The organism is Micromonospora sp. WMMD712, assembly GCF_029581295.1.
Lineage (GTDB): Bacteria > Actinomycetota > Actinomycetes > Mycobacteriales > Micromonosporaceae > Micromonospora > Micromonospora carbonacea.
The window spans coordinates 6,465,070-6,487,239 of record NZ_CP120743.1; the positions used below are offsets into that span (position 1 = coordinate 6,465,070).

Here is a 22,170-nt window from a genome sequence, read left to right on the forward strand (position 1 = left end):
GCAGCCCGTGCGCTACCGCCACCTCAGCACCGCCGCGCTCGCCCTCGGCGTCGTCGCGCTCACCGACGTGCTGCGGGTCTTCCTCCCGTCGGTCATCACCATCTTCGGGCAGGCCGCCACCACCCCCGCCGAGCTGCTCGGCGCGTTCGCGCTGGGCTGGTTCGTGCTCGCCCTCGCGTTCCCGCCGCTGGTCCGCCGGCTCGGGGCGCGGCCCGTCACGCTCGCCGCCGCCGTCGCGCTGGGCGGCGCACGGCTCGCCCTCACCGCCGCGCCGGGCGGTCGTACGCAGCTCTGGCTGGCCACCGCCGGCCTGCTCGCCGGACTGCTCTGGCTGGCCGGCACCGCCGCCACCATCGGCCGGCCGGTGCCGGGGCTGGCGCTGGGCATCGCCCTCGGCGCGGTCGGGCACGCGGTGCTCGGCACGTACGACCTGGTCTGGCGGGGTGGCCCGGTCGGGTGGGCCGGCAGCGTGGCCCTCGTGGCGGTGTTCCTGGCCGCCACGGCGGGTCCCGCGCGGCCGGCGGAACCGGGCGGGGCCCGCGCGTGGCTGCTCGCCGGCCCGGCGTTGCTGCTGACCGGCCTCGTGGCGCTCTCCCCGGCGGTGGCCGCGACCGCCGCCTCCTACTGGCGTGGCCCCGGCGGCGGGCTCTCCTGGCCACCGGAACCCGGCGACGTCGCCACCCTGCCGGCCTGGGCGGTCGGCATCTTCCTGCTCGCCGCGCTGGCCCGGCCGCCCCGGGGGCGCTGGCGGCTGGCCGGCCCGCTGGCGCTGGTGGCGGGCGCGGTGCTGTTCGCCACCGGCGACCCCGGGCTGCTGGGGCCGGCGGTGGTGCTGACCGCCGCCGGCACGGGTGCCTGCCTCGCCCTCGCCGGCAGCGCACCGACCGTCGTCGCGCCACCCGCTGCCGCCGGGCTGCCCGCTGCCGCCGCTCCACCCGCCACCGCGCGGCTCTCCGCCGGGGCACCCGCCGCGCCGCCCTCCGCCGCCGCGTCACCCGCCGTCGGGGTCCCCGCCGCGCCGTCACCCGGTAGGGACCCGAGGCGGGCCTCCCGGCCCGGCCTCGCGGCGGTGCTGGGCATGCTGCTCTTCGCCGTCGCCGCCGTCGGCTACTACGCCGCCTACGACCTCGGCTACCCCAACGCCGCCGTGCCGGTCGCGGTGGCCGCCCTCGTCGCCGCCGTGGCCCTCGGCGGGCCCCGGGGGGCGACGTCCGCGCCGCCTAGGCGGTGGGTGCCGGGCATCGCCGCGGCCGGCGGCCTCGTCGTGCTCGCCGCGACGGGACTGCCGGCCGGCGTCCCCGTCCCGTCGCGGCCCGGCACGCCCCCGGCGGCGGTCCGGGTGGTGGCCTACAACATCCGGATGGGGTACGGACTGGACGGACGGTTCGACCCCGACGGGCTGGCCCGGGTGGTCGCCCGCGAACGCCCCGACGTGGTGGTGCTCGGCGAGGTGGACCGGGGCTGGCTGCTCAACGGCGGCCACGACACCCTCGCCCTGCTCGCGGCGCGGCTGCGCATGCCGTACGTCTTCGCGCCCGCCGCCGATCCGCTCTGGGGCGACGCGGTCCTCAGCCGGTTTCCCGTGGCGGCGGCCCGCAGCGAGCGGCTGGCCCCGGCCGGCGCGCCCACCGGCGCCCAGGCGCTCGGCGTGACCGTCGACGTCGGCGGCGGCGTACGCCTCGCCGTGGTCGCCACCCACCTGCAACCGCCGCCGGGGCGGGAGCCGGTGGCGCAGGCCCGCGCCGTGGCGGGCTTCGCCCTGCGGTACGCCGCCGGGCTGCCCCTCGTGGTCGCCGGTGACCTGAACACGGAGCCGGGCGCACCGGGGTACGCGGAGTTCACCCGCGTCGGGCTGGTCGACGCGCTGGCCGCGGCCCGGCCCCTGCCCACGAGCCCGGCCGACGAGCCGCGCGAGCAGATCGACCACGTGCTGGTCTCGGCGGGCGTGCGGCCCGCCGGCCCGGTGGCGCCCCGCAGCACCGCCAGCGACCACCTCCCCGTCGCGGTGACCCTGGCCCTGCCGTGACGCCCGCCCCAGCCCGGCTGCGGGCGTGGCGGTGAGAGGGGAACCCCTCTCTACCGGATGCGTTAGGAAGGGGCCCTTCCTTACCAGCGGTCGGCGGCGAGGAGACGGTCGGCGGCGAAGGCGAGCAGCCAGCCGCCGCCCTTGTCGGTGGTGAAGTCGCCGGCGCGGCCGGCGAGGCGCTCCAACGCGCCGGGCATCACCCGGCCCTGGCTGCACGCCCCGGCCGTGCCCCCGGCGGCGGCCAGCTCGGCCAGGCAGGCGGCGGCGGCCAGCGCCCGCTCGTGCGGGTCCTGACCGGGCCGTGGCTCGTCCAGGTCGCCGGTCACCTCGACCGGCAGGTCGAGCAGGGCGGCCGCCGGGTCGAGGGTCTGCACGCACCGGCGGGCGGAGGCGGACAGCAGCCGGGTCGGGCGGACCAGCGCCACCAGGGGCGCGAGGGCGTGCGCCTGGGCCCGACCGGTCTCGTCGAGCGGCCGGGCGGAGTCCGGACCGGACCAGGTGCCGCGCCGGCCGGCCTGGGCGTGCCGGACCAGGGCCACCGTCGCGGTGACCGGCGGGAGGGCGGCGAACGCGGTCAGCACCTCGGCGTCGTGCGGGTAGCTGACCAGCCGGGCGGCCTCCCCGACGGGCAGCCAGCGGATGTCGTCGACCTCGGTGTCGGGCTGGAAGCCCCCCGTGTCGACGGCCCGCATCGACCAGTAGTGGACGACCTTCGGCCGGCCCTCGCTGCGGTAGCGCACGGTGGGCAGCCGCACCTGCGGCACCGCCCGCACGTCGGCCTCCTCGGCGACCTCCCGCACGGAGGCCAGCAGCGGGTGCTCGCCCGGCTCCAGCTTGCCCTTCGGCAGCGACCAGTCGCCGTAGCGGGGGCGGTGCACGAGGCAGACCAGCACGCCGCCGTCGGCCTGACGCCAGGCCACCCCGCCCGCCGCCCGGATCACGCGTTCCCCCTCCGGCATCCGCTCAGCCTAGGCTCATCCGGCCGTGCCGCCGACGCGGCGCAGCAGCAGGTCCTGTAGGTGGGTCGGCGGGGCCTGCCCCGTGCCGGTGCTCCGGGTCCAGGAGCCGTCGCCGTGCAGCTCGAACGCCTCCACGTCGGGGCTGAACGCGGCGGTGAGCACGTGGTCCAGCTCGGCGCGGGCCACCGGGTCGCTCACCTGCACCAACGCCTCCACGCGGCGGTCCAGGTTGCGGTGCATCAGGTCGGCCGAGCCCATCCAGAACTCGGCCGAGCCGTTGTTGCCGAACCGGAAGATCCGGGAGTGTTCCAGGAACCGGCCGAGGATCGAGCGGACCCGGATGTTCTCCGACAGCCCCGGCACCCCCGGGCGCAGCGTGCACATGCCCCGGATCAGCAGGTCCACGTGCACCCCGGCCCGGGACGCCCGGTAGAGCGCGTCGGTGACCTCCTCGTCGACCAGCGAGTTGACCTTGAACTGGACCAGGCCCGGCATGCCGAGCCGGACGTGGCTGACCTCCCGCTCGATCCGCTCGATCAGCCCCCGCCGGATGCCCTGCGGCGCCACCAGCAGCCGGCGGTACGCGGTCTGCCGGCTGTAGCCGGTCAGCACGTTGAACAGGTCCGTCAGGTCCGCGCCGATCTCGGGGTCGGCGGTGAGCATGCCGAAGTCCTCGTAGAGCCGGGCGGTCTTCGGGTGGTAGTTGCCGGTGCCGATGTGGCAGTAGCGGCGGATCTGGTTGCCCTCCTGGCGGACGACCAGGGCGGTCTTGCAGTGCGTCTTGAGGCCCACCAGGCCGTAGACGACGTGGCAGCCCGCGCGTTCCAGGGTGCGCGCCCAGCCGATGTTGGCCACCTCGTCGAAGCGGGCCTTCAGCTCCACCAGCACCACCACCTGCTTGCCGGCGGCCGCCGCGTCGACCAGCGCGTCGACGATGGGGGAGTCCCCGCTGGTGCGGTAGAGGGTCTGCTTGATGGCCAGCACGTCGGGGTCGGCGGCGGCCTGTTCGATGAAGCGCTGCACGCTGGTCGCGAACGAGTGGTACGGGTGGTGCACCAGCACGTCGCCGTCGCGCAGGGTGGCGAAGACGCTGCGTGGCACCTCGCCCTCGGTGAGCCGGGGATGGGTGGCCGGCACGAACGGCGGGTCCTTCAGGTCGGGGCGGTCGGCGTCGCCGTAGAGCTGCCACAGCGCCGACAGGTCGAGCAGCCCGCGTACGCGCAGCACGTCGTGGCTGTCCATGTCCAGCTCGCGGACGAGCAGCTCCAGCATGTGGTCGGAGATCGAGGCGGCGACCTCCAGCCGCACGGGCGGGCCGAACCGGCGGCGGGCCAGCTCCCGCTCCAGGGCCTGCAGGAGGTCCTCGTCACGGTCCTCGTCGACCTCCACCTCGGCGTTGCGGGTGACCCGGAACAGGTGGCACTCGACGACCTGCATGCCGGAGAAGAGCTGCCCCAGGTGCACCGAGATCAGCTCCTCGACCGGGAGCACCCGCACCCCGGGGGACTCCCGGTCGACCCGGACGAAGCGCGGCACGTTGTTCGGCACCTTGACGCGGGCGAACAGCTCCGAGCCGCCGTCGGGGTCGCGGACCGCCACGGCCAGGTTCAGCGACCGCCCGGAGATGTACGGGAACGGGTGCGCCGGGTCGACCGCGAGCGGCGTGAGCACGGGAAAGATGTGTTCCCGGAAGTAGGTGCGCAGCCGCTCCCGCTCGGGGGCGTCCAGGTCCGTCCAGCGCAGGATGCGGATGTCCTCGGCGGCGAGCTTCGGCAGCACGTCGTCGACGAAGCAGGAGGCGTGCCGGCCGACCAGCTCGGCGGTCCGCTCGCCGATCCGCTCCAGCTGGGTACGCAGCGGCAGCCGGTCCCCGCCGCGCACCGGCAGCCCGGCGGACTGGCGGCGCTTCAGGCCGGCCACCCGGACCATGTAGAACTCGTCGAGGTTGCTGGCGAAGATCGCCAGGAACTTGGCCCGCTCCAGCAGCGGCGTGCGCGGGTCCTCGGCCAGGGCGAGCACCCGGGCGTTGAAGTCGAGCCAGGACAGCTCCCGGTTGAGGAACCGGTCCTCGGGCAGCGGCTTCGGCGACGCGGGCTCGTCGTCGGGGAGGGGGCCGGCGTCGAGCACCTCCTCCAGCCCGGTCGACGCCGAGGCCCGGCCGGGCAAGGCCGTCGTCGGGTCGGGCGGGGCCGTCGTCGGGTCGGCGGGCCCCGGGGCGGCCCCGGCCGTCGGGGGTTCGCTCCCGTTCGGCCCGGCGGCCCCGGCGGATGCCGGCCGACCGGGACGGCCCGGCTCGGCGGTCGCGGAGGCCCCGGCCGAGCCGGCGGCCTCGGGAGCGTCGCGCGGACGGAACCGGCCGTCGGTGCCGCGCCGGCGGGACCCGTCGCGCCGACGCGCCGGATCGCCGGGCTCGGGTCGGTCGGCGACGGCGGGCTCGGGTCCGTCGGGGCCGGGCTCGGGTCGGTCGGCGGCGGGGCGGTGGTCGGCGGCCGGGCCGGTGGGGTGCTCGCGAGGGGTGCTCACCCAGTCATAATGTCCCGGAACGGGTTAACGCAAAATGAACTTGGGCGGGGAGCTCACGGCATCGTCGGCAACGTCACCCGGACGATCGCCCCGGCGGCGTCGGTCTCGACCCGCACCCGCTGGCCCAGCCGCAGCAGCCGCAGGCCGGAGGCGTCGAAGGCGCGTGCCGGGAACGCCAGCTCGGTGCCGTCGTCGAGCAACAGCACGCCGCTGCGCGTCGCCGCGTCGTAGGTGGCCACGGTGCCCTGCATGCCAGCACCGTACACCGGGGCCGGCGGTGGCTCAGCCCGCGCGGGCGGCGGTGAGGGCGGCGGTGCGCGGCCCGAGCCCGAGCCGGGCGGCGGCGGCCAGGTCGGCCGCGGTGTCGACGTCCCGGCGCAGGGTGGGCCAGTCGCCGGCCAGCGGCAGCGCCCCGCCCGCCTCGTGCGCCGCGGCCGAGCCGACCCCGAACCGGGGGTCCAGCGGCACGCCGGCCGGCGCGGCGAGCAGCACCGTGCCGCTCCCCGGGGCGTCGGCGACGAAGCGGCGTACCCCCGGCGGGCCGGCGGCGATCGCGCGTAGCGCGGCGGTCAGCTCGGCCGGGCGCAGCGCCGGCAGGTCCGCCGTGAGCCCGGCCACCCACCCGCCGCCGGCCGCGACCGCCGCGCCGAGCCGGAAGGCCGCGTTCAGGCCGGCGTCCGGCGCGTCCGGCACGACCCGCACGCCCGCCGCGCGGACGGCCGCCGCCACGCGGGCGTCGCGGGTGACGACCACCACCCCGGCGACCGCCGGGCACGCCCGCACGGCGGCGACCGTGTCGGCCGCCAGGGCCAGCGCCAGCTCCTCGTGGGGTACGGCCGGCAGCGCCCCCCGCAGCCGGCTCTTCGCCACGCCGAGGCGCTTCACCGGCACCACCACAGTCCAGGTCCGCTGCCGCACGGCACAATCCTGCCAGTCGGCCCGGCGGTACCCTCACTGGCCGTACCGGGGGCGAGCAGGCATGATTTCGCTGCGGGCGGCACGGGCGGGTGCGGCGTGGGGTCGGGGCTACGAGGAGGCAGGGTGACGCGGCGCAGGCTGGGGTTCTGGCAACGATTCGCCGTGGTGCTGGTCAAGCCCGTCATGACGGTCTGGACCCGGCGCACCTGGCGCGGCATGGAGCACCTGCGCCACGACGGCGGCGTCATCATCGTCCCCAACCACCTCTCGCACGCCGACCCGCTGGTCTCCGCGCACTTCATCTACGACGCCGGGCGCTGGCCGAGGTACCTGGGCAAGGCCAGCGTCTTCCGGGTGCCCGTGGTGGGCTGGATCCTGCACCGCTGCCTCCAGATCCCCGTCGAGCGCGGCACGGTCGACGCCGTCAAGTCCCTGGACGCCCTCGTCGCCGCCCTGCACGAGGACGGCGCCGTGGTGATCTACCCGGAGGGCACCACCACCCGGGAACCCGACCTGTGGCCGATGAAGGGCAAGACGGGGGCCGCCCGGCTCGCGCTGGCCACCGGCGCGCCGGTGATCCCGGTCGCCATGTGGGGGCCGGAGCGGCTCTTCGACCCCCGGAACAACCGGCTGGGCCTGCGGCCCCGCATCCCGGTGACCGTCGTCGCCGGGCCGCCCGTCGACCTGAGCCGGTGGGCCGGCTCCACGCCCACCAAGGCCACCCTGGAAGAGATGACCGACACCATCATGCTGCGCCTGCGCGACCAGCTCGCCGAGATCCGGGGCGGGACGCCGCCGCCGCTGTGGGAACGACCGGCGCGGGCCGCCGGGGCCGCCCGCCCGACGCGGGGCCGGGAGGACGCGGCGTGACCGGCCACGTGGCGGTGCTGGGGGCCGGGTCGTGGGGGACCGCCTTCGCCAAGATCCTCGCCGACGCCGGCCGGGACGTGACGATCTGGGCCCGACGGCAGCCGGTGGCCGAGGCGATCCGGCTGCGCCGGCACAACCCGGAATACCTTCCCGACCTGCGGCTGCCCGACCGGGTCACCGGCACCGGCAGCGCCGCCGAGGCGATCCGGGGCGCGGAGATCGTGGTGCTCGCGGTGCCGTCGCAGACGCTGCGCGGCAACCTCGCCGAGTGGGTCGGCGACCTGCACCCGGACGCGACCCTGGTGTCCCTGATGAAGGGCATCGAGCTGGGCACCACCAAGCGGATGAGCGAGGTGATCGTGGAGACCGCCCGGGTCACCCCGGACCGGGTGGTCGTCGTCTCCGGCCCCAACCTCGCCCCCGAGATTGCCGCCGAGCAGCCCGCCGCCACCGTGGTCGCCGGCACCGACGACCGCCGTGCCCAGCTCGTCCAGGCGTCGATCCGCACGCCCTACTTCCGGCCGTACACCAACGACGACGTGATCGGCTGCGAGCTGGGCGGCGCGGTGAAGAACGTGATCGCCCTCGCGTACGGCATAGCCACCGCGATGGGCTTCGGCGACAACACCCGGGCGATGCTGATGACCCGGGGGCTCGCCGAGACCGCCCGCCTCGGGGTGGCCCTCGGCGCGGACCCGATCACCTTCGCCGGCCTGGCCGGGATGGGCGACCTCGTGGCGTCCTGCTCGTCGCCGCTGGCCCGCAACCGCACCTTCGGCGAGCACCTCGGCCGGGGCGAGAACCTGGAGCAGGCGCAGGCGGCCACCCGGCAGACCGCCGAGGGCGTGAAGAGCTGCCTGGCGATCCGGGACCTGGCCCGCGCGCACGGGGTGGAGATGCCCATCACCGAGCAGATCGAGCGGATCTGCCACGAGGGGATGGACCCCCGGCTCGCCGTCGACGCGCTGATGAGCCGCACCGCCAAGCCCGAGTCGTACGAGTGAGGCGGCCCGCGTGACGACCCCCGGCACCGACGGCGAACCCACCGACGGCGAACGCGTCGACGGCGACGGCACCCGGTGCGTGCGGGCCGGGCTGCCCGAGCCCGCTCCGGGGCAGCCGTTCCTGCCCGGCCCGGTCTTCGCCGCGCCCTACCACCTCGACCCCCGGCAGGGCCCGGCGGCGACCCCGAACGGGTACGGCCGGCCCGACAACCCGACCCGCCGGCTGCTGGAGGCGGCCATCGGCGAGCTGGAGGGCGGCGACGTGCGCGTCTTCGCCAGCGGGCAGGCGGCGATCACCGGCCTGCTGCTGGCCGTGCTGCGCCCCGGCGACACGGTGGTGCTCCCCGCCGACGGCTACTTCCCGGTGCGGGCGTTCGCCACCGACACCCTCGCCGGGATCGGCGTGCGGGTGCTGTTCGCGCCGACCGCCGGGCCGTACCCGTCGTTCGCGGGGGTGCGGCTGGTGCTGCTGGAGTCGCCGGCGAACCCCGGCCTGGACGTCGCCGACGTGCCGGCCCTGGCCGCCGCCGCGCACGCCGCCGGGGCCCTCGTGGCGGTGGACAACACGACGGCCACCCCGCTCGGCCAGCGCCCGCTGGACCTCGGCGCCGACGTGGTCGTCGCCTCCGGCACGAAGGCCCTCACCGGCCACTCCGACCTGCTGCTCGGCTATGTGGCGACCCGCTCCGCCGGGCTGCTCGACCCGGTCACCGCCTGGCGCACCATGACCGGGGCGGTGCCGGGGGCGTTCGACGCGTGGCTGGCGCACCGCTCGCTGGCCACCCTGGACCTGCGGCTGGCCCGGCAGAGCGCCAACGCGGCGGCGCTGGCCCGGCTGCTCGCCGGCCGTCCCGACGTCACCGGCGTGCGCTGGCCGGGGCTGCCGGGCGACCCGGCGTACGCGCTGGCCTCGGCCCAGCTGCGCCGGATGCCCGGGGTGGTGTCGTTCGACCTCGGCGACGCCGAGCGGGTGGCCCGGTTCCTCACGGCGTCCCGGCTGGTGGCCGCCGCGACCTCCTTCGGCGGGCTGCACACCACCGCCGACCGGCGGGCGCAGTGGGGCGACGACACCCCGCCCGGGTTCGTCCGGCTCTCCTGCGGCGTGGAGGACACCGCCGACCTGGTCGCCGACGTCACCGCCGCCCTGGAAGGAAGGGCCCCCTGTTAACGCATACGGTAGAGAAGGGTCCCCTTCTCACGCTCAGTCCACCACGGACGCGCTCGTGTCGCGGTTGCGCGCGGCCGGCTGCGTCTTCGCCGAGGAGGAGGCCGAGCTGCTCGCCGCCGCCGCCGACACTCCCGAGCGGCTCGCCGACCTGGTCGAGCGGCGGGTCGCCGGCCTGCCGCTGGAGCACCTGCTCGGCTGGGCCGAGTTCTGCGGCCTGCGGGTCGGCGTCGACCCGGGCGTGTTCGTGCCGCGGGCGCGTACCGCGTTGCTGGTGTCGGCCGCCACGGCGGTCACCGGGCCCGGCGCGGCCGTGCTGGACCTGTGCTGCGGGTCCGGTGCCGCCGCGCTGGTGCTCGCCGGGCGGCTGCGTCCCCGCTGGCTGGCCGCCGCCGACCTCGACCCGGCCGCCGTGGCGTGCGCCCGGCGCAACCTCGCCCACCTCGGCGTGCCCGTCTACCAGGGCGACCTGTACGAGCCGGTGCCGACCGAATGGCGCGGCCGGCTCGACCTGATCGTGGCCAACGCCCCGTACGTGCCGACGGAGGCGGTGGCGCTCATGCCGCCCGAGGCGCGGTTGCACGAGGCGTCGGTGGCGCTCGACGGCGGGTCGGACGGGCTGGCCGTGCTGCGCCGGGTGGCGCGGGGGGCGGTGCACTGGCTGGCGCCGGGCGGGCACCTGGCCGTGGAGGCTGGCGTCGGGCAGGTCGAGGCGCTGTGCGCCGCGCTGGCCGACCTCGGGCTGACGCCGTCCGTGGCGTACGACGAGGAACTGGACGCGACCGCGGTGACCGCCCGCCGGCCCGGCTGACGGCGGCGGACCGCGCCCCGGTGCTCCGGCTCGGCCGGGGTGCCGGCGGGCCGGAACGAGGTGGTGGTCCACCCGCCGGCCGGCGGTGCGGACCGGACGGCGGGTGGACCACGACGGGGCCGCGCGGGCCAGCCGGGACGGGACCCCCCGGCCGGCCCGCGCGGCGGTCAGGGACGCCGGGAGGTCAGGGGCGGCGCGGCGGCGAACGCGGCCCACGCGGTCGGCGGGAAGAGCAGCGCCGGGCCTGTCGGGTCCTTCGAGTCGCGGACGGCCACCTTGCCGGGTACGACCGCCATCTCCACGCAGGCTCCCTCGTCGCCGCTGCGGCTGCTCTTGCGCCATCGCGCCGTGGCGAGGGCCGCGCTCGTCGTCGGGGTCATGTTCTACCGTCCCTTCAGGAGTCGGAGGAGCTGGTCCCGGGTGGCCGCGGGGCTGAGTGCGACCGTCCGCAGGTGCTCCATGATCTTGGTGCAGGTACGCAGGTCGCCGGGCCGGTCGAGGACCATCTGACCGGCGACGGTTTCCACCGACGCGATGATCGGGTCCTCCGGGTCGGGGAACTCCAGGATGTGCAGCGACCCCCTGGTGCCCCGGTGGTAGCCGGCGGACAGGGGGATCACCTGGACCGTGATGTTGGGCAGCTCGGCCATCTTCAGCAGGTGGTGCAGCTGCGCCTCCATCACGGCCTGGCCGCCCACGGGGCGCAGCAGGGCGCCCTCGTCGATGATCGCGTCGAGGATCGCCGGGTCGTCGCCGGTGATCCGCTGCTGCCGGTCGAGTCGCAGGTGGACCCGCTGCTCGACCTGCTCGTCGCTGAGGGTGTGCGGGCCGCCCCGCATCACCCCCCGGATGTAGTCCGCGGTCTGGAGCAGGCCGGGCACCACCGACGGCTCGAAGTTGGCGATGCCGGAGGCCTCCGCCTCGAGCGCGATGAAGTCGATGGTGCGCCGGTCCAGCAGGTACGAGTAGGACACCCACCACCCGGGCTTGCGGGCATCCTTGGCGAGCTGGACGGCGGCGGCGATCTCGTCGGCACCCACCCCGTACAGGGTGAGCAGGGCGCGCACCGTGGCCGGGCTGATCAGCGTCTGGGCGTTCTCGTACCGGGACAGGGTGCTGCGGGTGCTGTTGATCTCGTCGGCGGCCGCTTCGAGGGTGAGGCCGGCCGCCTCCCGGTGCGTACGCAGCGCGATGCCGAGCCGTCGGGCCCGGGCCGTCTTCGGTGCCATGCGTCGATGGTGGCACACCTGCCCGGGAAGATGCACATGAGAGAACGGCGATGAGAGTTGCATTCACGCCGATCAGCGTGCAACCTGTGACCAGTTCCTCACTGCCGGTTGTCGTGGCGACGGCGGTGGTGAGTGACCGGAGGGGATGGGGCGCGTGGCGATCGGGTTTTCTCCCCCGTACCCGATCGCCGCGTGCCGCCACCCGGGACGCACCGGAAGGGACTCGCATGACGGTGACCGCCTGCTGGCCCCGGGTGTCGCGGTGCCGCTGGTGCGCACACCCCGTGCTGCGCGACAACGACGACGCGTGGATCCATGCCCACCTGGCGTACGTCTGCCGGGACCGCTCCGGCGGGCTGGCGGCGACCACCGCGGAGCCGGAGGGTTCGCCCGGCCGGCCGGCGTGGGGAGCTGCGGGAGGCCGGCGGTGACCCGGTTCCTGGTGGTGCTCACCGACGTCCGTCCGGTGGACGGCGTGCACCGGGACGAGCGGCAGGCCCCCGAGCGGCGGCGGCAGGTCGTCGGGGCGAGCAGCCGGGAGGCGGCGGACCGGATCGCCGGCGCGTTCATGGCGCTGGGCATGGTGCGGGCCGGGCGGCAGCGGGTGAAGGTGATCGCCGTCGGCCGCCGCTACGGCCTCTGACCGCGAGCTGTCGGCCGCCGCCACGGCCTCTGACCACGGGTTGTCGGTCGCCGCTACGGCCTCTGATCGGCGCGCCGTCGCTCGCCGCCACGGCCGCCAGCAGGGCTGCTGTCCGGCGTGGTCCGATTACGCAGAGTATATGCAGTGTTGACCGGTTGCGCAGTGCTGCCGCTTCTCCCCGGGTATCAACTCCGTTGTCCGGCCACGCACAGTAAGGTCATCCGGGTGGGCGCCGCCGGCGAGCACCACGAGCCTCGCAGTCGCGACGAAAGGGTGACCGAGTGACCACCCCAGGCAAGACCCGTGTGGCCCTCGTCTTCGGCGGCCGCAGCCCCGAGCACGGCATCTCCTGCGTCAGCGCCGGCAGCGTGCTCGGCGCGCTCGACCCGGACGAGTTCGAGGTGGTCCCCGTGGGCATCACCCGCGCCGGCAAGTGGGTGCTGACCAGCGGCGATCCGGCCCAGTTGGCGATCAGCGCCCGGCAGCTGCCGGAGATCACCGCCGAGGCCGGCGCCGACCTCGTGCTGCGGGCCGACCCCACCGGCAACGGGCTGCTGGTGCTCGACCCCGCCGCGGGGCCCCGGGCGCTCGCCGACGTCGACGTGGTCTTCCCGGTGCTGCACGGCGCGTACGGCGAGGACGGCACCATCCAGGGCATGCTGGAGATGGCCGGCATCCCCTACGTCGGGGCGAACGTCTTCGCCTCCGCCGCCGCGATGGACAAGGAGTTCACCAAGAAGCTCTGCGCCGTCGAGGGCATCCCCGTCGGCCCGTACGCCGTGCTGCGCAGCGGGGTCACCCTGTCCGAGGAGGACAAGCGGCGGCTCGGGCTGCCCGTCTTCGTCAAGCCGTCCCGGGCCGGCTCGTCGTTCGGCATCACGAAGGTCGACGACTGGGCCGACCTGGAGGCCGCCGTCGCCACGGCCCGGGAGATCGACCCGAAGGTGCTGGTCGAGGGCGCGATCGTCGGCCGGGAGGTCGAGTGCGGCGTGCTGGAGGGCGAGGCCGGGGGCGGCGCGGAGGCGTCCGTCCTGGCCGAGGTGCGGGCCGGCGGCGACCACGACTGGTACGACTTCGAGGCGAAGTATCTCTCCGAGCCCGAGTACGACCTGCCGGCCACCCTGCCCGACCACGTCACCCGGCAGGTCCAGGACTACGCCGTCCGCGCGTTCGCCGCCCTGGACTGCGCCGGGCTGGCCCGGGTCGACTTCTTCGTCACGCCGGACCTGGACGTCTACCTCAACGAGATCAACACGATGCCCGGCTTCACCCCGACGTCGATGTTCCCGCTGATGTGGGCCGCCTCCGGGCTGGAGTATCCGAAGCTGGTCAACCGACTGATCCGCACCGCCCAGCGGCGCGGCGTCGGCCTGCACTGAACGCGCGCACCAGCCGGCGGCCGGCCGGCGCAGCCGGGTCGGCCGGCGGTGGCTGGGCCGGGCCAGCCGCACGGTCAGCCGACGCAACCGCCGGGGGCGTCGCCGCCGGAGGGCACCGAGGCGACCACCACGTCGGAGATGGGGCTGACCCACTGCAGAGCCGAACCGTAGGTGCGGGGCACGGTCACCCGCACCGCCGTCTCCCGGTCCAGCGTGGTGAGCACCGTCGCGTCCGGCCCCTCGGCCGCGTGCCAGCAGACCTTGTTGACGACCCAGACGTCGTCGGTGTCGTCCGGCTCCGGCTCGGCGCCACCGCAGGCGATGGTGAGCGCCGGGTCGCCGTACGCGGCGTTCTGCTCGGGGCCGGCGGTGACCGGCCGCTGGGCCAGGTCGCGCACGGTCGGCGGGAGCTGCGACGTCAGGGCCCGGCACACCGTCTCGGGCCGCTCGGCCAGCCGGGGGGCGGCCATCTCGACCGGCGCGGTGGACCGTGGCCCGGCGCTGGTCGCCGTCGGGCCCGGCCCGGCGGCCGGGGCGTCCGGGGTCAGCTTGGCGAAGGTGAACCCGGCCACGGCCACGGTGACCGGCACCGCGACCAGCGTGGCCAGCAGCGCGGCGCTGCGGTTGGTGCGGTCCCGGCGCGGGGTGCCGGCGGCGTCGGTCGCCTCCGGCCCGGCCGGGGACTCGGTGGAGGAAGTGATCTCGTCCACTTACAGGCGCACCACCGAACACGTGAGGGTGCGGGTGATGCCGGGCACCATCTGCACGTTGCTGACGATGAGTTTGCCGAGCTCGTCGACCGTGTTGGCCTCGGTGAGCACGACCACGTCGTACGGCCCGGTGACGGCGTCGACCCGCACCACGCCGGGAAGGTCGCCGATCAGGCCGGCCACGTCACGCGCCCGACCCACCTCTGTCTGGATGAGGATGTACGCCTGTACCACGACTCGACCTCCGTCCGTCGCCGCCGCTGGGCGGCCCGAAGGGTGAAACTACCTTACGGACCAGGTCTGATCCCTATCGGTGGCCAAGGAGAAGCGGTGAGCGAGCGCGACGGGCGCGACGGCGGGCGGGCGGCGGGACGATCCCGGGTCCCCGGCGGGCGGGGCAGGGGACCGTCCCGGGTCCACGGTGGGCACGGCCGCGGCGGGGAGCGGGCATGAGCGTGACCGGAATCGGTGAGTTCGGGTTGATCGACCGGGTCACCGCCCGGCTGCCCCAGGGGGCGTCGTGCCTGCTCGGGCCCGGCGACGACGGGGCGGTGCTGGCCGCGCCGGACGCCCGGGTGGTCGCCTCCACCGACGTGCTCGTCGAGGGGCGGCACTTCCGCCGGGACTGGTCCGCCGCCCGCGACGTCGGGCACCGGGCGGCGGCGGCCAACCTGGCCGACATCGCGGCGATGGGCGCCACCCCGACGGCCCTGCTGGTGGCCCTGTGCATGCCGGCGGATCTCGACCCGGCCTGGGCCGAGGAGCTGGCCGACGGGCTCGGGGCCGAGGCCGCGACCGTGGGCGCGAGCGTGGTCGGCGGCGACATGTCGGCGAGCCCCACGCTGACGATCGCCGTCACCGCGCTGGGCGACCTGGGCGGCCGGGCCCCCGTCGTCCGCTCGGGGGCCCGCCCGGGGCACGTCGTGGCGCTCGCCGGCCGCAGCGGGTACGCCGCCGCCGGCTACACCGTGCTGTCCCGGGGCTTCCGCACGCCGAAGATCCTGGTCGAGGCGTACCGGCGGCCCGAGGTGCCGTACGCGGCCGGGGCGCACGCCGCCCGGCTCGGGGCCACCGCCATGATCGACGTGTCGGACGGGCTGCTCGCCGACCTCGGGCACGTCGCCCGCGCCAGCGGGGTCGGCATCGACGTGCGGCGGGACGCCTTCGAGGTGCCCCGGCAGATGCGCGACGCCGCCCAGGCGCTCGGGGTCGACCCGTACTCGTGGATCCTCGCCGGCGGCGACGACCACGCGCTGGCGGCCACGTTCCCTCCGGCGGTGGCGCTGCCCGACCCGTGGCGGGCCGTCGGCCGGGTGACGGAGGGCACCGGCGTCACCGTCGACGGCGAGGCGTACGACGGCCCGACCGGCTGGGACCACTTCCGGTAGGGGGCCGGCCGGCGACGTACCCTTTCCCCCGTGAGCGAGATCGAGATCCGCCCGGCCCGCTTCGACTCCTCGGAGGCCCAGGCGCTCATCCGGGCCGCCCTGGCGGACCTGGGCCGGCGGTACGGGGGCAGCGGCGACGACACCCCGGTCGACGCCGCCGAGTTCGTGCCGCCGCACGGCGCGTTCCTGGTGGCCTACCTCGCGGGGGAGCCCGTCGGGTGCGGCGGCTGGCGCAGCCACGGCGACGCCGGGGAGACCGCCGAGCTGAAGCGCATGTACACCAGCCCGCAGGCGCGGGGGCGGGGCGTGGCCCGGGCGGTGCTCGCCGCCGTCGAGCGGTCCGCCCGCGAGCACGGGCGCAAGCGGCTCGTCCTGGAGTGCGGCGACAAGCAGCCCGAGGCGATCGCCATGTACAGCACGGTCGGCTACGAGCGCATCCCGAACTTCGGCTTCTACCGGGACCACCCGGGCTGCCTATCGTTCGGCCGCACCCTCTGACCGACCCGCCCGGCCCGCCGCCGGGTCGGCCGCTGCGGGCGGCGGGCCGTCAGGCGACGGTGACGCGGATCTCGGCGGCGGCGGCGCGGGCGGCCCGCTCGGCCTCGGCCGGGTCGACGCCCCAGGCCAGCACGTGCCCGCTGCGCCGGCCCGACGACGTGACCGGCGCGACGGTCGCGCCGACGGCGGTGTCGAGCTGCACCTCCAGCACCCCGGCCACCCGGCGGGCCGGCCGCAGCCCCTCGATGCCGGTGACGGTGCCCGGCTGCGCGAGCAGGAACTCCACCGCCGCCGCCCCGGTCGGCCGGGCCGGCAGCGCCGGCCGCTCGCCGCGCAGCACCCGCAGGTACGCGTCGATGAAGCCGAACTCGTAGCCGATCGAGATCAGCGCGGTGATCATGTCGCCGGGCAGCCGGGCGGCGCACTCCACCAGGTGCGGAACGCCGTCGACGACGATCCACTCGCTGTGCAGCACCCCGGTGCGGAAGCCGGCGGCGGCGCACAGCCGCCCCGCCGCGTCGAGCAGGTCGCGGCGGGTCGCCCCGGGCAGCGCCGACGGGACGGTGTGCCCCGTCTCGACCGGCAGGGGACCGGGCAGCACCCGCTTGTCGGTGACGTTGCCGAAGATCACCTCGCCGTCGGCGACGAGCAGCTCGACGCTGTGCTCCCGGCCGTCGAGCACCTGCTCGGCGAGGACCTGCGTGGGCAGCCCTCGGTCGGTGGCCTCCGGCGGGGCCTCCGGGGACGCGGTGGCCGCCCAGGCGGCCGGGATCTCGGCCGGGTCGGCGACCAGCCGCACGCCGAGGCTGCCCGAGCGCCGGGTCGGCTTGAGCACGCAGCGACCGCCGTGCCGGCGCGCGAACTCCATCGCCTCCGCCGGCCCGCCCACCAGCGCGTACGCCGGGTTCGGCAGCCCGGCCCCGGCGGCGAGCAGCCGCATCCGGTGCTTGTCGGAGAAGACGTCGGCGGCCTCCGCCCCGGCGCCGGGCAGGCCGAGGCGGGCGGCGAGGCGCGCGGCGGCGCCGACGGCGTACTCCAGGCCCGGCATGACGAGGCGGGCCCCGGCCAGCTCCGGCTCGCGGGCGAGCAGCGCGTCCGCGTCGAAGCCCGTCTGGTATTCGGCCGGCACGACCCGGGCCAGGACGGACAGCCGCCCGACCAGCTCGTCGACGCCACGCCGGTCGATCACGTCGGGCTCCTCGACGACGACCACGCTGCCCGCCGGCAGCTCCTCGTCGAGCCAGCGCAGGGTGCCCAGCGAGGCCCCGACGACGATCATCTCGGCGGGGCCCAGGCCCAGGTCCAACGGATGCCTCCCTGCTGGAACGCGCACACCACAAGCCGGCGGGCCCTCGGGCCCGCCGGCTTGTCGACGATGGGTGGGTCGGCGCTACCGCGTCAGGCGCGGGTGACCTTGCCGGCCTTGATGCAGGAGGTGCAGACCTTCAGCTTCTTGGTGGTGCCGCCACCGGCCGGGGTGCGCACCGACTGGATGTTCGGGTTCCAGCGGCGGTTGGTCCGCCGGTGCGAGTGGGACACGTTGTGGCCGAAGCCCGGCCCCTTGCCACAGACGTCGCACACGCTAGCCACGGGATACTCCTGGGATTGATACGTTCATGAGGTCGCCGCCAGGCGCAGCCCGGGCAACCTGGCCAGGTTACCCGATGCCCCCGTCGCGGCCCAACCGGGCCCCTGGTGACGCCGTGGCAGGGGCGTCCCCGGCACCGTCGCCGCCGTCATGTCGCCGTCGTGCCGCCACTGGATCGCCTTCGGGGCGTCGCCGTGCCGCAGCGGTGCCGCCGCCGGGTCGCCGACATGGTGGCGTCGCCCCCGGCGGGTGTCGGTGTGCGCCAGTAGGCTTCCCGACGTGCTGGACACCCTCGACGCCGCCGCGGTGCGCCGCTGGTGCGCGGGCGGGCTGGCCGCGCTGCGCCGGCACCAGGGCGAGATCGACGACCTCAACGTCTACCCGGTCCCCGACGGCGACACCGGCACCAACCTGGTGCTCACCCTCACCTCGGCCCAGCAGGCGCTCGCGATGGACCTGGCCACCCTGCCCGACGGCGGGCCCACCGCACACGGGCACGCGCTGCGGCTGATGGCGCGCGGCGCGCTGCTGGGCGCCCGGGGCAACTCCGGGGTCATCCTGTCGCAGATCCTGCGCGGCCTCGCCGACGCCCTGGCCGCCGCCCCGGCGGTGCGGGGCCGGCAGCTCGCCGCCGCGCTCGGCGACGCCACCGCCGCCGCCTACTCCGCCGTGGCCGAGCCCGTCGAGGGCACCGTGCTCAGCGTGGTCGCCGCGGCGGCCCACGCGGCCGGCGCGGCCGACAGCGACGACCTGCCCGCCGTCGCCCGGGCGGCGGCCGGCGCGGCGGCCGAGGCGCTGGCCCGCACCCCCGAGCAGTTGCCGGCGCTCGCCCGCGCCGGCGTGGTCGACGCCGGTGGCCGGGGGCTCTGCCTGCTGCTCGACGCGCTGGTCGAGGTGGTCACGGGCGAGAGTCCGCGCCGGCCGGCCCCCGCGCCCCGCCCGGTCCGCCCGCCGGCCACGGCCGCCCGGGAGACCGGCTCGCCGGACTACGCGTACGAGGTGCAGTTCCTGCTCGACGCCGACGCCGACGCGGTGGCCCGGATGCGGCGGACCCTGGCCGGGCTCGGCGACTCGCTGGTGGTGGTCGGCGACGGGGCCGGCGGCGCGGCGTCGGCCACCTGGAACGTGCACGTGCACGTCAACGACGTCGGCGCGGCGATCGAGGCGGGGGTGGCGGCCGGCCGGCCGCACCGGATCTCGGTGACCCGCTTCGCCGACCAACCGCCCGCCGCCCCGGTCGACGCCGGCGCGGCGGCCCCGACGGGCGACGGCCGGGCGGCCGTGGTGGTCGCCTCGGGGGCGGGCATCGCCGAGCTGTTCGCGGGGGAGGGGGCGACCGTGGTGCCGGGCAACCCGTCCACCGGCGCGCTGCTCGACGCGATCCGCGCCACGGCGGCGGCCCGGGTGGTGGTGCTGCCCAACGACCCCAACACCCAGGCCGTCGCCCACGCCGCCGCGCGGGAGGCGCACGCCCTGGGGGTACGGGTCAGCGTGGTGCCGACCCGGTCGCCGGTGCAGGCGCTGGCCGCGCTCGCCGTGCGCGACCCGCAGCGCCGCTTCGCCGACGACGTCATCGCGATGGCCGAGGCGGCGGGGGCCTGCCGCTACGCCGAGGTCTGCTGGGCCAGCCGCGAGGCGCTCACCGTCGCCGGCCCGTGCCGCCCCGGCGACGTGCTGGCCCTCGTCGAGGGCGAGGTGCACCTGATCGGGGCCGACCTCGCCGACACCTGCACCGCCGTGGTCGACCGCATGCTCGGCGGTGGCGGTGAGCTGGTCACCCTGCTCTCCGGGGCGGACGCCCCCGAGGGGCTGGCCGACGCCGTCGCCGAGCACGTCGCCCGACGCTGGCCGTTCGTGGAGGTCCAGGCATATGCGGGCGGCCAGCCGCACTATCCGCTCCTGGTGGGGGTCGAATGACGACGACGTCCGAGCCGGCCACGGTCGACACGCCGCTGAAGAAGCTGGTCGGGGAGAAGACGGCCAAGGCCCTGGCCGCCCACCTCGACCTGCACACCGCCGGCGACCTGGTGCACCACTTCCCCCGCCGCTACGACGAGCGCGGCGAGCACACCGACATCCGGTCGCTCGACGTCGGCGAGCAGGTCACCGTGCTGGCCCAGGTGCGGCGCACCGACGTGCGGCCGATGCGCCAGCGCCGGGGCAAGCTGCTGGAGGTCACCGTCGGCGACGACTCCGGCGGGGTGCTCACCTGCACGTTCTTCGGCAACCAGGCGTGGCGGGAGCGGGAGCTGCGCCCCGGCCGGTGGGGGCTGTTCGCCGGCAAGGTCACCGAGTTCCGGGGCAAGCGCCAGCTCAACGGCCCGGAATACGTGCTGCTCGGCGAGGGTGGCGACGGCGAGGCCGCCGCCAACGAGGAGGTCGAGGAGTTCGCCGGGGCCCTGATCCCGGTCTACCCGGCCGCCGCGGCCGTGCCGACCTGGGTGATCGCCCGCTGCGTGCGGGTGGTGCTGGACACCTTCACCCCGCCGGAGGACCCGCAGCCCGCCGCCGTCCGGGCCACCCGCAACCTGATCGACCTCGGCACCGCCCTGCGCGAGATCCATCGGCCGTCGAGCAAGGAGGCCCTCTACCGGGCCCGCCGCCGGCTCAAGTGGGACGAGGCGTTCGCCGTGCAGCTCACCCTGGTGCAGCGCAAGCACCGGGCCGCCGCCTGGCCGGCCCGGTCCCGGCCGCCGCGCGCCGGCGGGCTGCTCGACGCGTTCGACGCCCGGCTGCCGTACGAGCTGACCGGCGGCCAGCGGGCCGTCGGCGCGGAGATCGCGGCCGACCTGTCCACCGCCCACCCGATGCACCGGCTGTTGCAGGGCGAGGTCGGCTCCGGCAAGACGGTGGTGGCGCTGCGGGCGATGCTCCAGGTGGTCGACGCCGGGGGCCAGGCCGCCCTGCTCGCCCCGACCGAGGTGCTCGCCGCCCAGCACCACCGGGGCATCCTCGACCTGCTCGGCCCGCTGGCCCGGGCCGGGGAGCTGGGCGCCGCCGACGGGGCCACCTCGGTGGAGCTGGTCACCGGCTCGCTGGGCGCGGCGGCCCGCCGTCGGGCCCTCGCCGAGGTAGCCGCCGGCCGGGCCGGCATCGTGCTCGGCACCCACGCCCTGCTCTACGAGGGCGTCGACTTCGCCGACCTGGGCCTCGTCGTGGTCGACGAGCAGCACCGGTTCGGTGTGGAGCAGCGCGACGCGCTGCGCGCCAAGGCGGAGCAGCCGCCGCACGTGCTGGTGATGACAGCGACGCCGATCCCGCGCACGGTGGCGATGACCGTCTACGGCGACCTGGAGGTCTCCGCGCTCACCCAGCTCCCGCAGGGGCGCTCGCCGATCGCCTCGCACGTGGTGCCGGCGGCCGAGAAGCCGGCGTTCCTCGACCGGGCCTGGCGTCGGCTGCGCGAGGAGGTCGCCGCCGGCCACCAGGCGTACGTGGTGTGCCCCCGGATCGGGGACCCGGCGTCGGGGTCGGGTGGCTCGGGGCCGGGCGGCTCGGGGCCGGGCGGCTCGGGGTCCGGGGCGGAGGAGGAGCCGCCCCGGGAGGACGACAACGGCCGCCGGCCCCCGCTCGCGGTCACCGAGGTCGCCCCGCTGCTCGCCGAGGGGCCGCTGCACGGGCTGCGGATCGGGGTCCTGCACGGGCGGCTGCCCGCCGACGAGAAGGACGCCGTGATGCGCGCCTTCGCCGACGGCGAGCTGGACGTGCTGGTCGCCACGACCGTCATCGAGGTCGGCGTCAACGTGCCCAACGCCACCGTGATGATCGTGCTGGACGCCGACCGGTTCGGCGTCTCCCAGCTGCACCAGTTGCGCGGCCGGGTGGGCCGGGGCTCGGCGGCGGGGCTCTGCCTGCTGGTCACCGAGGCGGCCGAGGGCTCGTCGGCCCGGGAACGCCTCGACGCGGTGGCGTCCACCACGGACGGCTTCAAGCTCGCCGAGCTCGACCTGGAGCAGCGCCGCGAGGGCGACGTGCTCGGGGCGACCCAGTCCGGCCGGCGCTCGCACCTGCGGCTGCTGTCGCTGCTGCGCGACACCGACCTGATCCGTGACGCCCGCGCCGAGGCGATCGCGCTGGTGGAGGAGGATCCGGAGCTGGCCCGTCATCCGGCGCTGGCCGCCTCGGTGGCCGCCCTGGTCGACGCCGAACGCGCGGAATACCTGGAGAAGGGCTGACCGGCCCAGGCTTCCCTGCCGGCCGTGGCTCCCTGCCCGCCGCAGGTTCCTGCCTGGGCCGGCTGCCTGTCTGGGCCGGTTACCCGACTGGCGGGTGCCAGGCCGATGATCGACTCCATGTCGGCGACATGGCGGTATCCGGGCCCTGCTGATACCGCCATGTCGCCGACATGACAGCTCGGTCCCCGGTGGCGGGCTCAGGCCGCGCCGGGTCCGTTGCGGGCCCGCCGGGGCGGACCGTGTCTGCGCGTACGCCCGCGCCAAGATCGTGCTGAAACACGGAT

At 76.4% G+C, this 22,170-nt stretch carries 22 protein-coding genes; 12 read left to right on the plus strand and 10 right to left on the minus strand.

Annotation, left to right across the window (positions count from 1 at the left end):
- Positions 1-7: 7 nt before the first annotated feature.
- Positions 8-2,026 (plus strand): endonuclease/exonuclease/phosphatase family protein, encoded by a 2,019-nt coding sequence (locus tag O7633_RS27975; RefSeq protein ID WP_282324530.1) that lies wholly within the window; start codon positions 8-10, stop codon positions 2,024-2,026.
- 80 nt (positions 2,027-2,106) lie between these two features.
- Here O7633_RS27975 and O7633_RS27980 read toward each other — a convergent pair whose 3' ends face one another.
- From O7633_RS27980 to cofC, 4 genes are all read right to left on the minus strand, one after another.
- Positions 2,107-2,985, minus strand: a complete 879-nt coding sequence (locus O7633_RS27980) for an NUDIX hydrolase (protein ID WP_282324531.1) — start codon at positions 2,983-2,985, stop codon at positions 2,107-2,109.
- A gap of 15 nt (positions 2,986-3,000) precedes the next feature.
- Positions 3,001-5,151 carry an RNA degradosome polyphosphate kinase gene (locus O7633_RS27985; RefSeq protein ID WP_282328665.1) on the minus strand — a complete coding sequence of 717 codons (2,151 nt, stop codon included), beginning with the start codon at positions 5,149-5,151 and terminating at the stop codon, positions 3,001-3,003.
- Positions 5,152-5,561: 410 nt separating this feature from the next.
- Positions 5,562-5,759, minus strand: coding sequence for a cold-shock protein (locus O7633_RS27990; RefSeq protein ID WP_074473787.1), 198 nt, complete (start codon positions 5,757-5,759; stop codon positions 5,562-5,564).
- A 31-nt stretch (positions 5,760-5,790) separates the two neighbouring features.
- Positions 5,791-6,426, minus strand: coding sequence for a 2-phospho-L-lactate guanylyltransferase (gene cofC / locus O7633_RS27995; protein ID WP_282324532.1), 636 nt, complete (start codon positions 6,424-6,426; stop codon positions 5,791-5,793).
- Between the two features lie 123 nt (positions 6,427-6,549).
- On the opposite strand from cofC, the gene O7633_RS28000 reads away from it, so the two are divergent.
- From O7633_RS28000 to O7633_RS28015, 4 genes are read left to right on the plus strand one after another with little or no spacing between them, the layout of a single operon-like run.
- Positions 6,550-7,296 carry a lysophospholipid acyltransferase family protein gene (locus O7633_RS28000; RefSeq protein WP_282324533.1) on the plus strand — a complete coding sequence of 249 codons (747 nt, stop codon included), beginning with the start codon at positions 6,550-6,552 and terminating at the stop codon, positions 7,294-7,296.
- Positions 7,293-8,300, plus strand: a complete 1,008-nt coding sequence (locus O7633_RS28005; RefSeq protein WP_074474037.1) for an NAD(P)H-dependent glycerol-3-phosphate dehydrogenase — start codon at positions 7,293-7,295, stop codon at positions 8,298-8,300. Before O7633_RS28000 ends, O7633_RS28005 begins: the two co-directional genes overlap by 4 nt.
- Positions 8,301-8,310: 10 nt before the next feature.
- Positions 8,311-9,468 (plus strand): cystathionine gamma-lyase, encoded by a 1,158-nt coding sequence (locus tag O7633_RS28010; protein ID WP_282324534.1) that lies wholly within the window; start codon positions 8,311-8,313, stop codon positions 9,466-9,468.
- A 55-nt stretch (positions 9,469-9,523) separates the two neighbouring features.
- On the plus strand, positions 9,524-10,276 hold the full coding sequence (locus tag O7633_RS28015; RefSeq protein WP_282324535.1) for a putative protein N(5)-glutamine methyltransferase: 753 nt from the start codon (positions 9,524-9,526) through the stop codon (positions 10,274-10,276).
- Between the two features lie 167 nt (positions 10,277-10,443).
- On the opposite strand, the gene O7633_RS28020 is transcribed toward O7633_RS28015, so the two are convergent.
- Both O7633_RS28020 and O7633_RS28025 read right to left on the minus strand, forming a co-directional pair.
- Positions 10,444-10,656 (minus strand): DUF397 domain-containing protein, encoded by a 213-nt coding sequence (locus O7633_RS28020; RefSeq protein WP_282324536.1) that lies wholly within the window; start codon positions 10,654-10,656, stop codon positions 10,444-10,446.
- 3 nt (positions 10,657-10,659) lie between these two features.
- Entirely contained in the window at positions 10,660-11,505 is an 846-nt protein-coding gene (locus tag O7633_RS28025) for a helix-turn-helix transcriptional regulator (protein ID WP_278132868.1), read from the minus strand.
- 227 nt (positions 11,506-11,732) lie between these two features.
- On the opposite strand from O7633_RS28025, the gene O7633_RS28030 reads away from it, so the two are divergent.
- From O7633_RS28030 to O7633_RS28040, 3 genes are all read left to right on the plus strand, one after another.
- Positions 11,733-11,936: a hypothetical protein gene (locus tag O7633_RS28030; RefSeq protein WP_074473792.1), complete on the plus strand. Its 204-nt coding sequence runs from the start codon at positions 11,733-11,735 to the stop codon at positions 11,934-11,936.
- On the plus strand, positions 11,933-12,148 hold the full coding sequence (locus tag O7633_RS28035; protein WP_282324537.1) for a hypothetical protein: 216 nt from the start codon (positions 11,933-11,935) through the stop codon (positions 12,146-12,148). Before O7633_RS28030 ends, O7633_RS28035 begins: the two co-directional genes overlap by 4 nt.
- A gap of 281 nt (positions 12,149-12,429) precedes the next feature.
- Positions 12,430-13,527: a D-alanine--D-alanine ligase family protein gene (locus O7633_RS28040; RefSeq protein WP_282324538.1), complete on the plus strand. Its 1,098-nt coding sequence runs from the start codon at positions 12,430-12,432 to the stop codon at positions 13,525-13,527.
- A 74-nt stretch (positions 13,528-13,601) separates the two neighbouring features.
- Here the strand turns inward: O7633_RS28040 and O7633_RS28045 are convergent, their stop codons facing one another.
- Together O7633_RS28045 and O7633_RS28050 are read right to left on the minus strand one after the other, a co-directional pair.
- A complete protein-coding gene (locus O7633_RS28045) occupies positions 13,602-14,138 on the minus strand; it encodes a DUF3515 family protein (protein WP_282328666.1) in 537 nt (178 codons plus the stop codon).
- 99 nt (positions 14,139-14,237) lie between these two features.
- Positions 14,238-14,471, minus strand: coding sequence for an Lrp/AsnC ligand binding domain-containing protein (locus O7633_RS28050; protein WP_043962303.1), 234 nt, complete (start codon positions 14,469-14,471; stop codon positions 14,238-14,240).
- A 215-nt stretch (positions 14,472-14,686) separates the two neighbouring features.
- On the opposite strand from O7633_RS28050, the gene O7633_RS28055 reads away from it, so the two are divergent.
- Entirely contained in the window at positions 14,687-15,625 is a 939-nt protein-coding gene (locus O7633_RS28055) for a thiamine-phosphate kinase (RefSeq protein ID WP_282324540.1), read from the plus strand.
- A gap of 30 nt (positions 15,626-15,655) precedes the next feature.
- A complete protein-coding gene (locus O7633_RS28060; RefSeq protein WP_282324541.1) occupies positions 15,656-16,123 on the plus strand; it encodes a GNAT family N-acetyltransferase in 468 nt (155 codons plus the stop codon).
- A gap of 49 nt (positions 16,124-16,172) precedes the next feature.
- Here O7633_RS28060 and O7633_RS28065 read toward each other — a convergent pair whose 3' ends face one another.
- A complete protein-coding gene (locus O7633_RS28065; RefSeq protein ID WP_282324543.1) occupies positions 16,173-17,429 on the minus strand; it encodes an ATP-grasp domain-containing protein in 1,257 nt (418 codons plus the stop codon).
- Positions 17,430-17,521: 92 nt separating this feature from the next.
- Positions 17,522-17,713: a 50S ribosomal protein L28 gene (gene rpmB, locus O7633_RS28070; RefSeq protein WP_007075181.1), complete on the minus strand. Its 192-nt coding sequence runs from the start codon at positions 17,711-17,713 to the stop codon at positions 17,522-17,524.
- Positions 17,714-17,990: 277 nt separating this feature from the next.
- Here rpmB and O7633_RS28075 point away from each other — a divergent pair, with 277 nt between their 5' ends.
- Together O7633_RS28075 and recG are read left to right on the plus strand one after the other, a co-directional pair.
- The gene (locus tag O7633_RS28075) at positions 17,991-19,628 is read left to right on the plus strand and encodes a DAK2 domain-containing protein (protein WP_278136365.1); all 1,638 of its coding nucleotides are present in this window, start codon (positions 17,991-17,993) and stop codon (positions 19,626-19,628) included.
- Complete coding sequence (gene recG, locus O7633_RS28080; RefSeq protein ID WP_282324544.1) at positions 19,625-21,886, plus strand: ATP-dependent DNA helicase RecG; 2,262 nt, start codon at positions 19,625-19,627, stop codon at positions 21,884-21,886. The genes O7633_RS28075 and recG overlap by 4 nt, the downstream gene beginning before the upstream one ends.
- Positions 21,887-22,170 lie beyond the last annotated feature (284 nt).

Bases quoted from the DNA above. Each gene is read 5' to 3' on its own strand.
- O7633_RS27980 (WP_282324531.1), bottom strand. From the start codon at position 2,985: ATGCCGGAGGGGGAACGCGTGATCCGGGCGGCGGGCGGGGTGGCCTGG.
- O7633_RS27990 (WP_074473787.1), bottom strand. From the start codon at position 5,759: ATGCAGGGCACCGTGGCCACCTACGACGCGGCGACGCGCAGCGGCGTG.
- O7633_RS28020 (WP_282324536.1), bottom strand. From the start codon at position 10,656: ATGACCCCGACGACGAGCGCGGCCCTCGCCACGGCGCGATGGCGCAAG.
- O7633_RS28025 (WP_278132868.1), bottom strand. From the start codon at position 11,505: ATGGCACCGAAGACGGCCCGGGCCCGACGGCTCGGCATCGCGCTGCGT.
- O7633_RS28030 (WP_074473792.1), top strand. From the start codon at position 11,733: ATGACGGTGACCGCCTGCTGGCCCCGGGTGTCGCGGTGCCGCTGGTGC.
- O7633_RS28055 (WP_282324540.1), top strand. From the start codon at position 14,687: ATGAGCGTGACCGGAATCGGTGAGTTCGGGTTGATCGACCGGGTCACC.
- recG (WP_282324544.1), top strand. From the start codon at position 19,625: ATGACGACGACGTCCGAGCCGGCCACGGTCGACACGCCGCTGAAGAAG.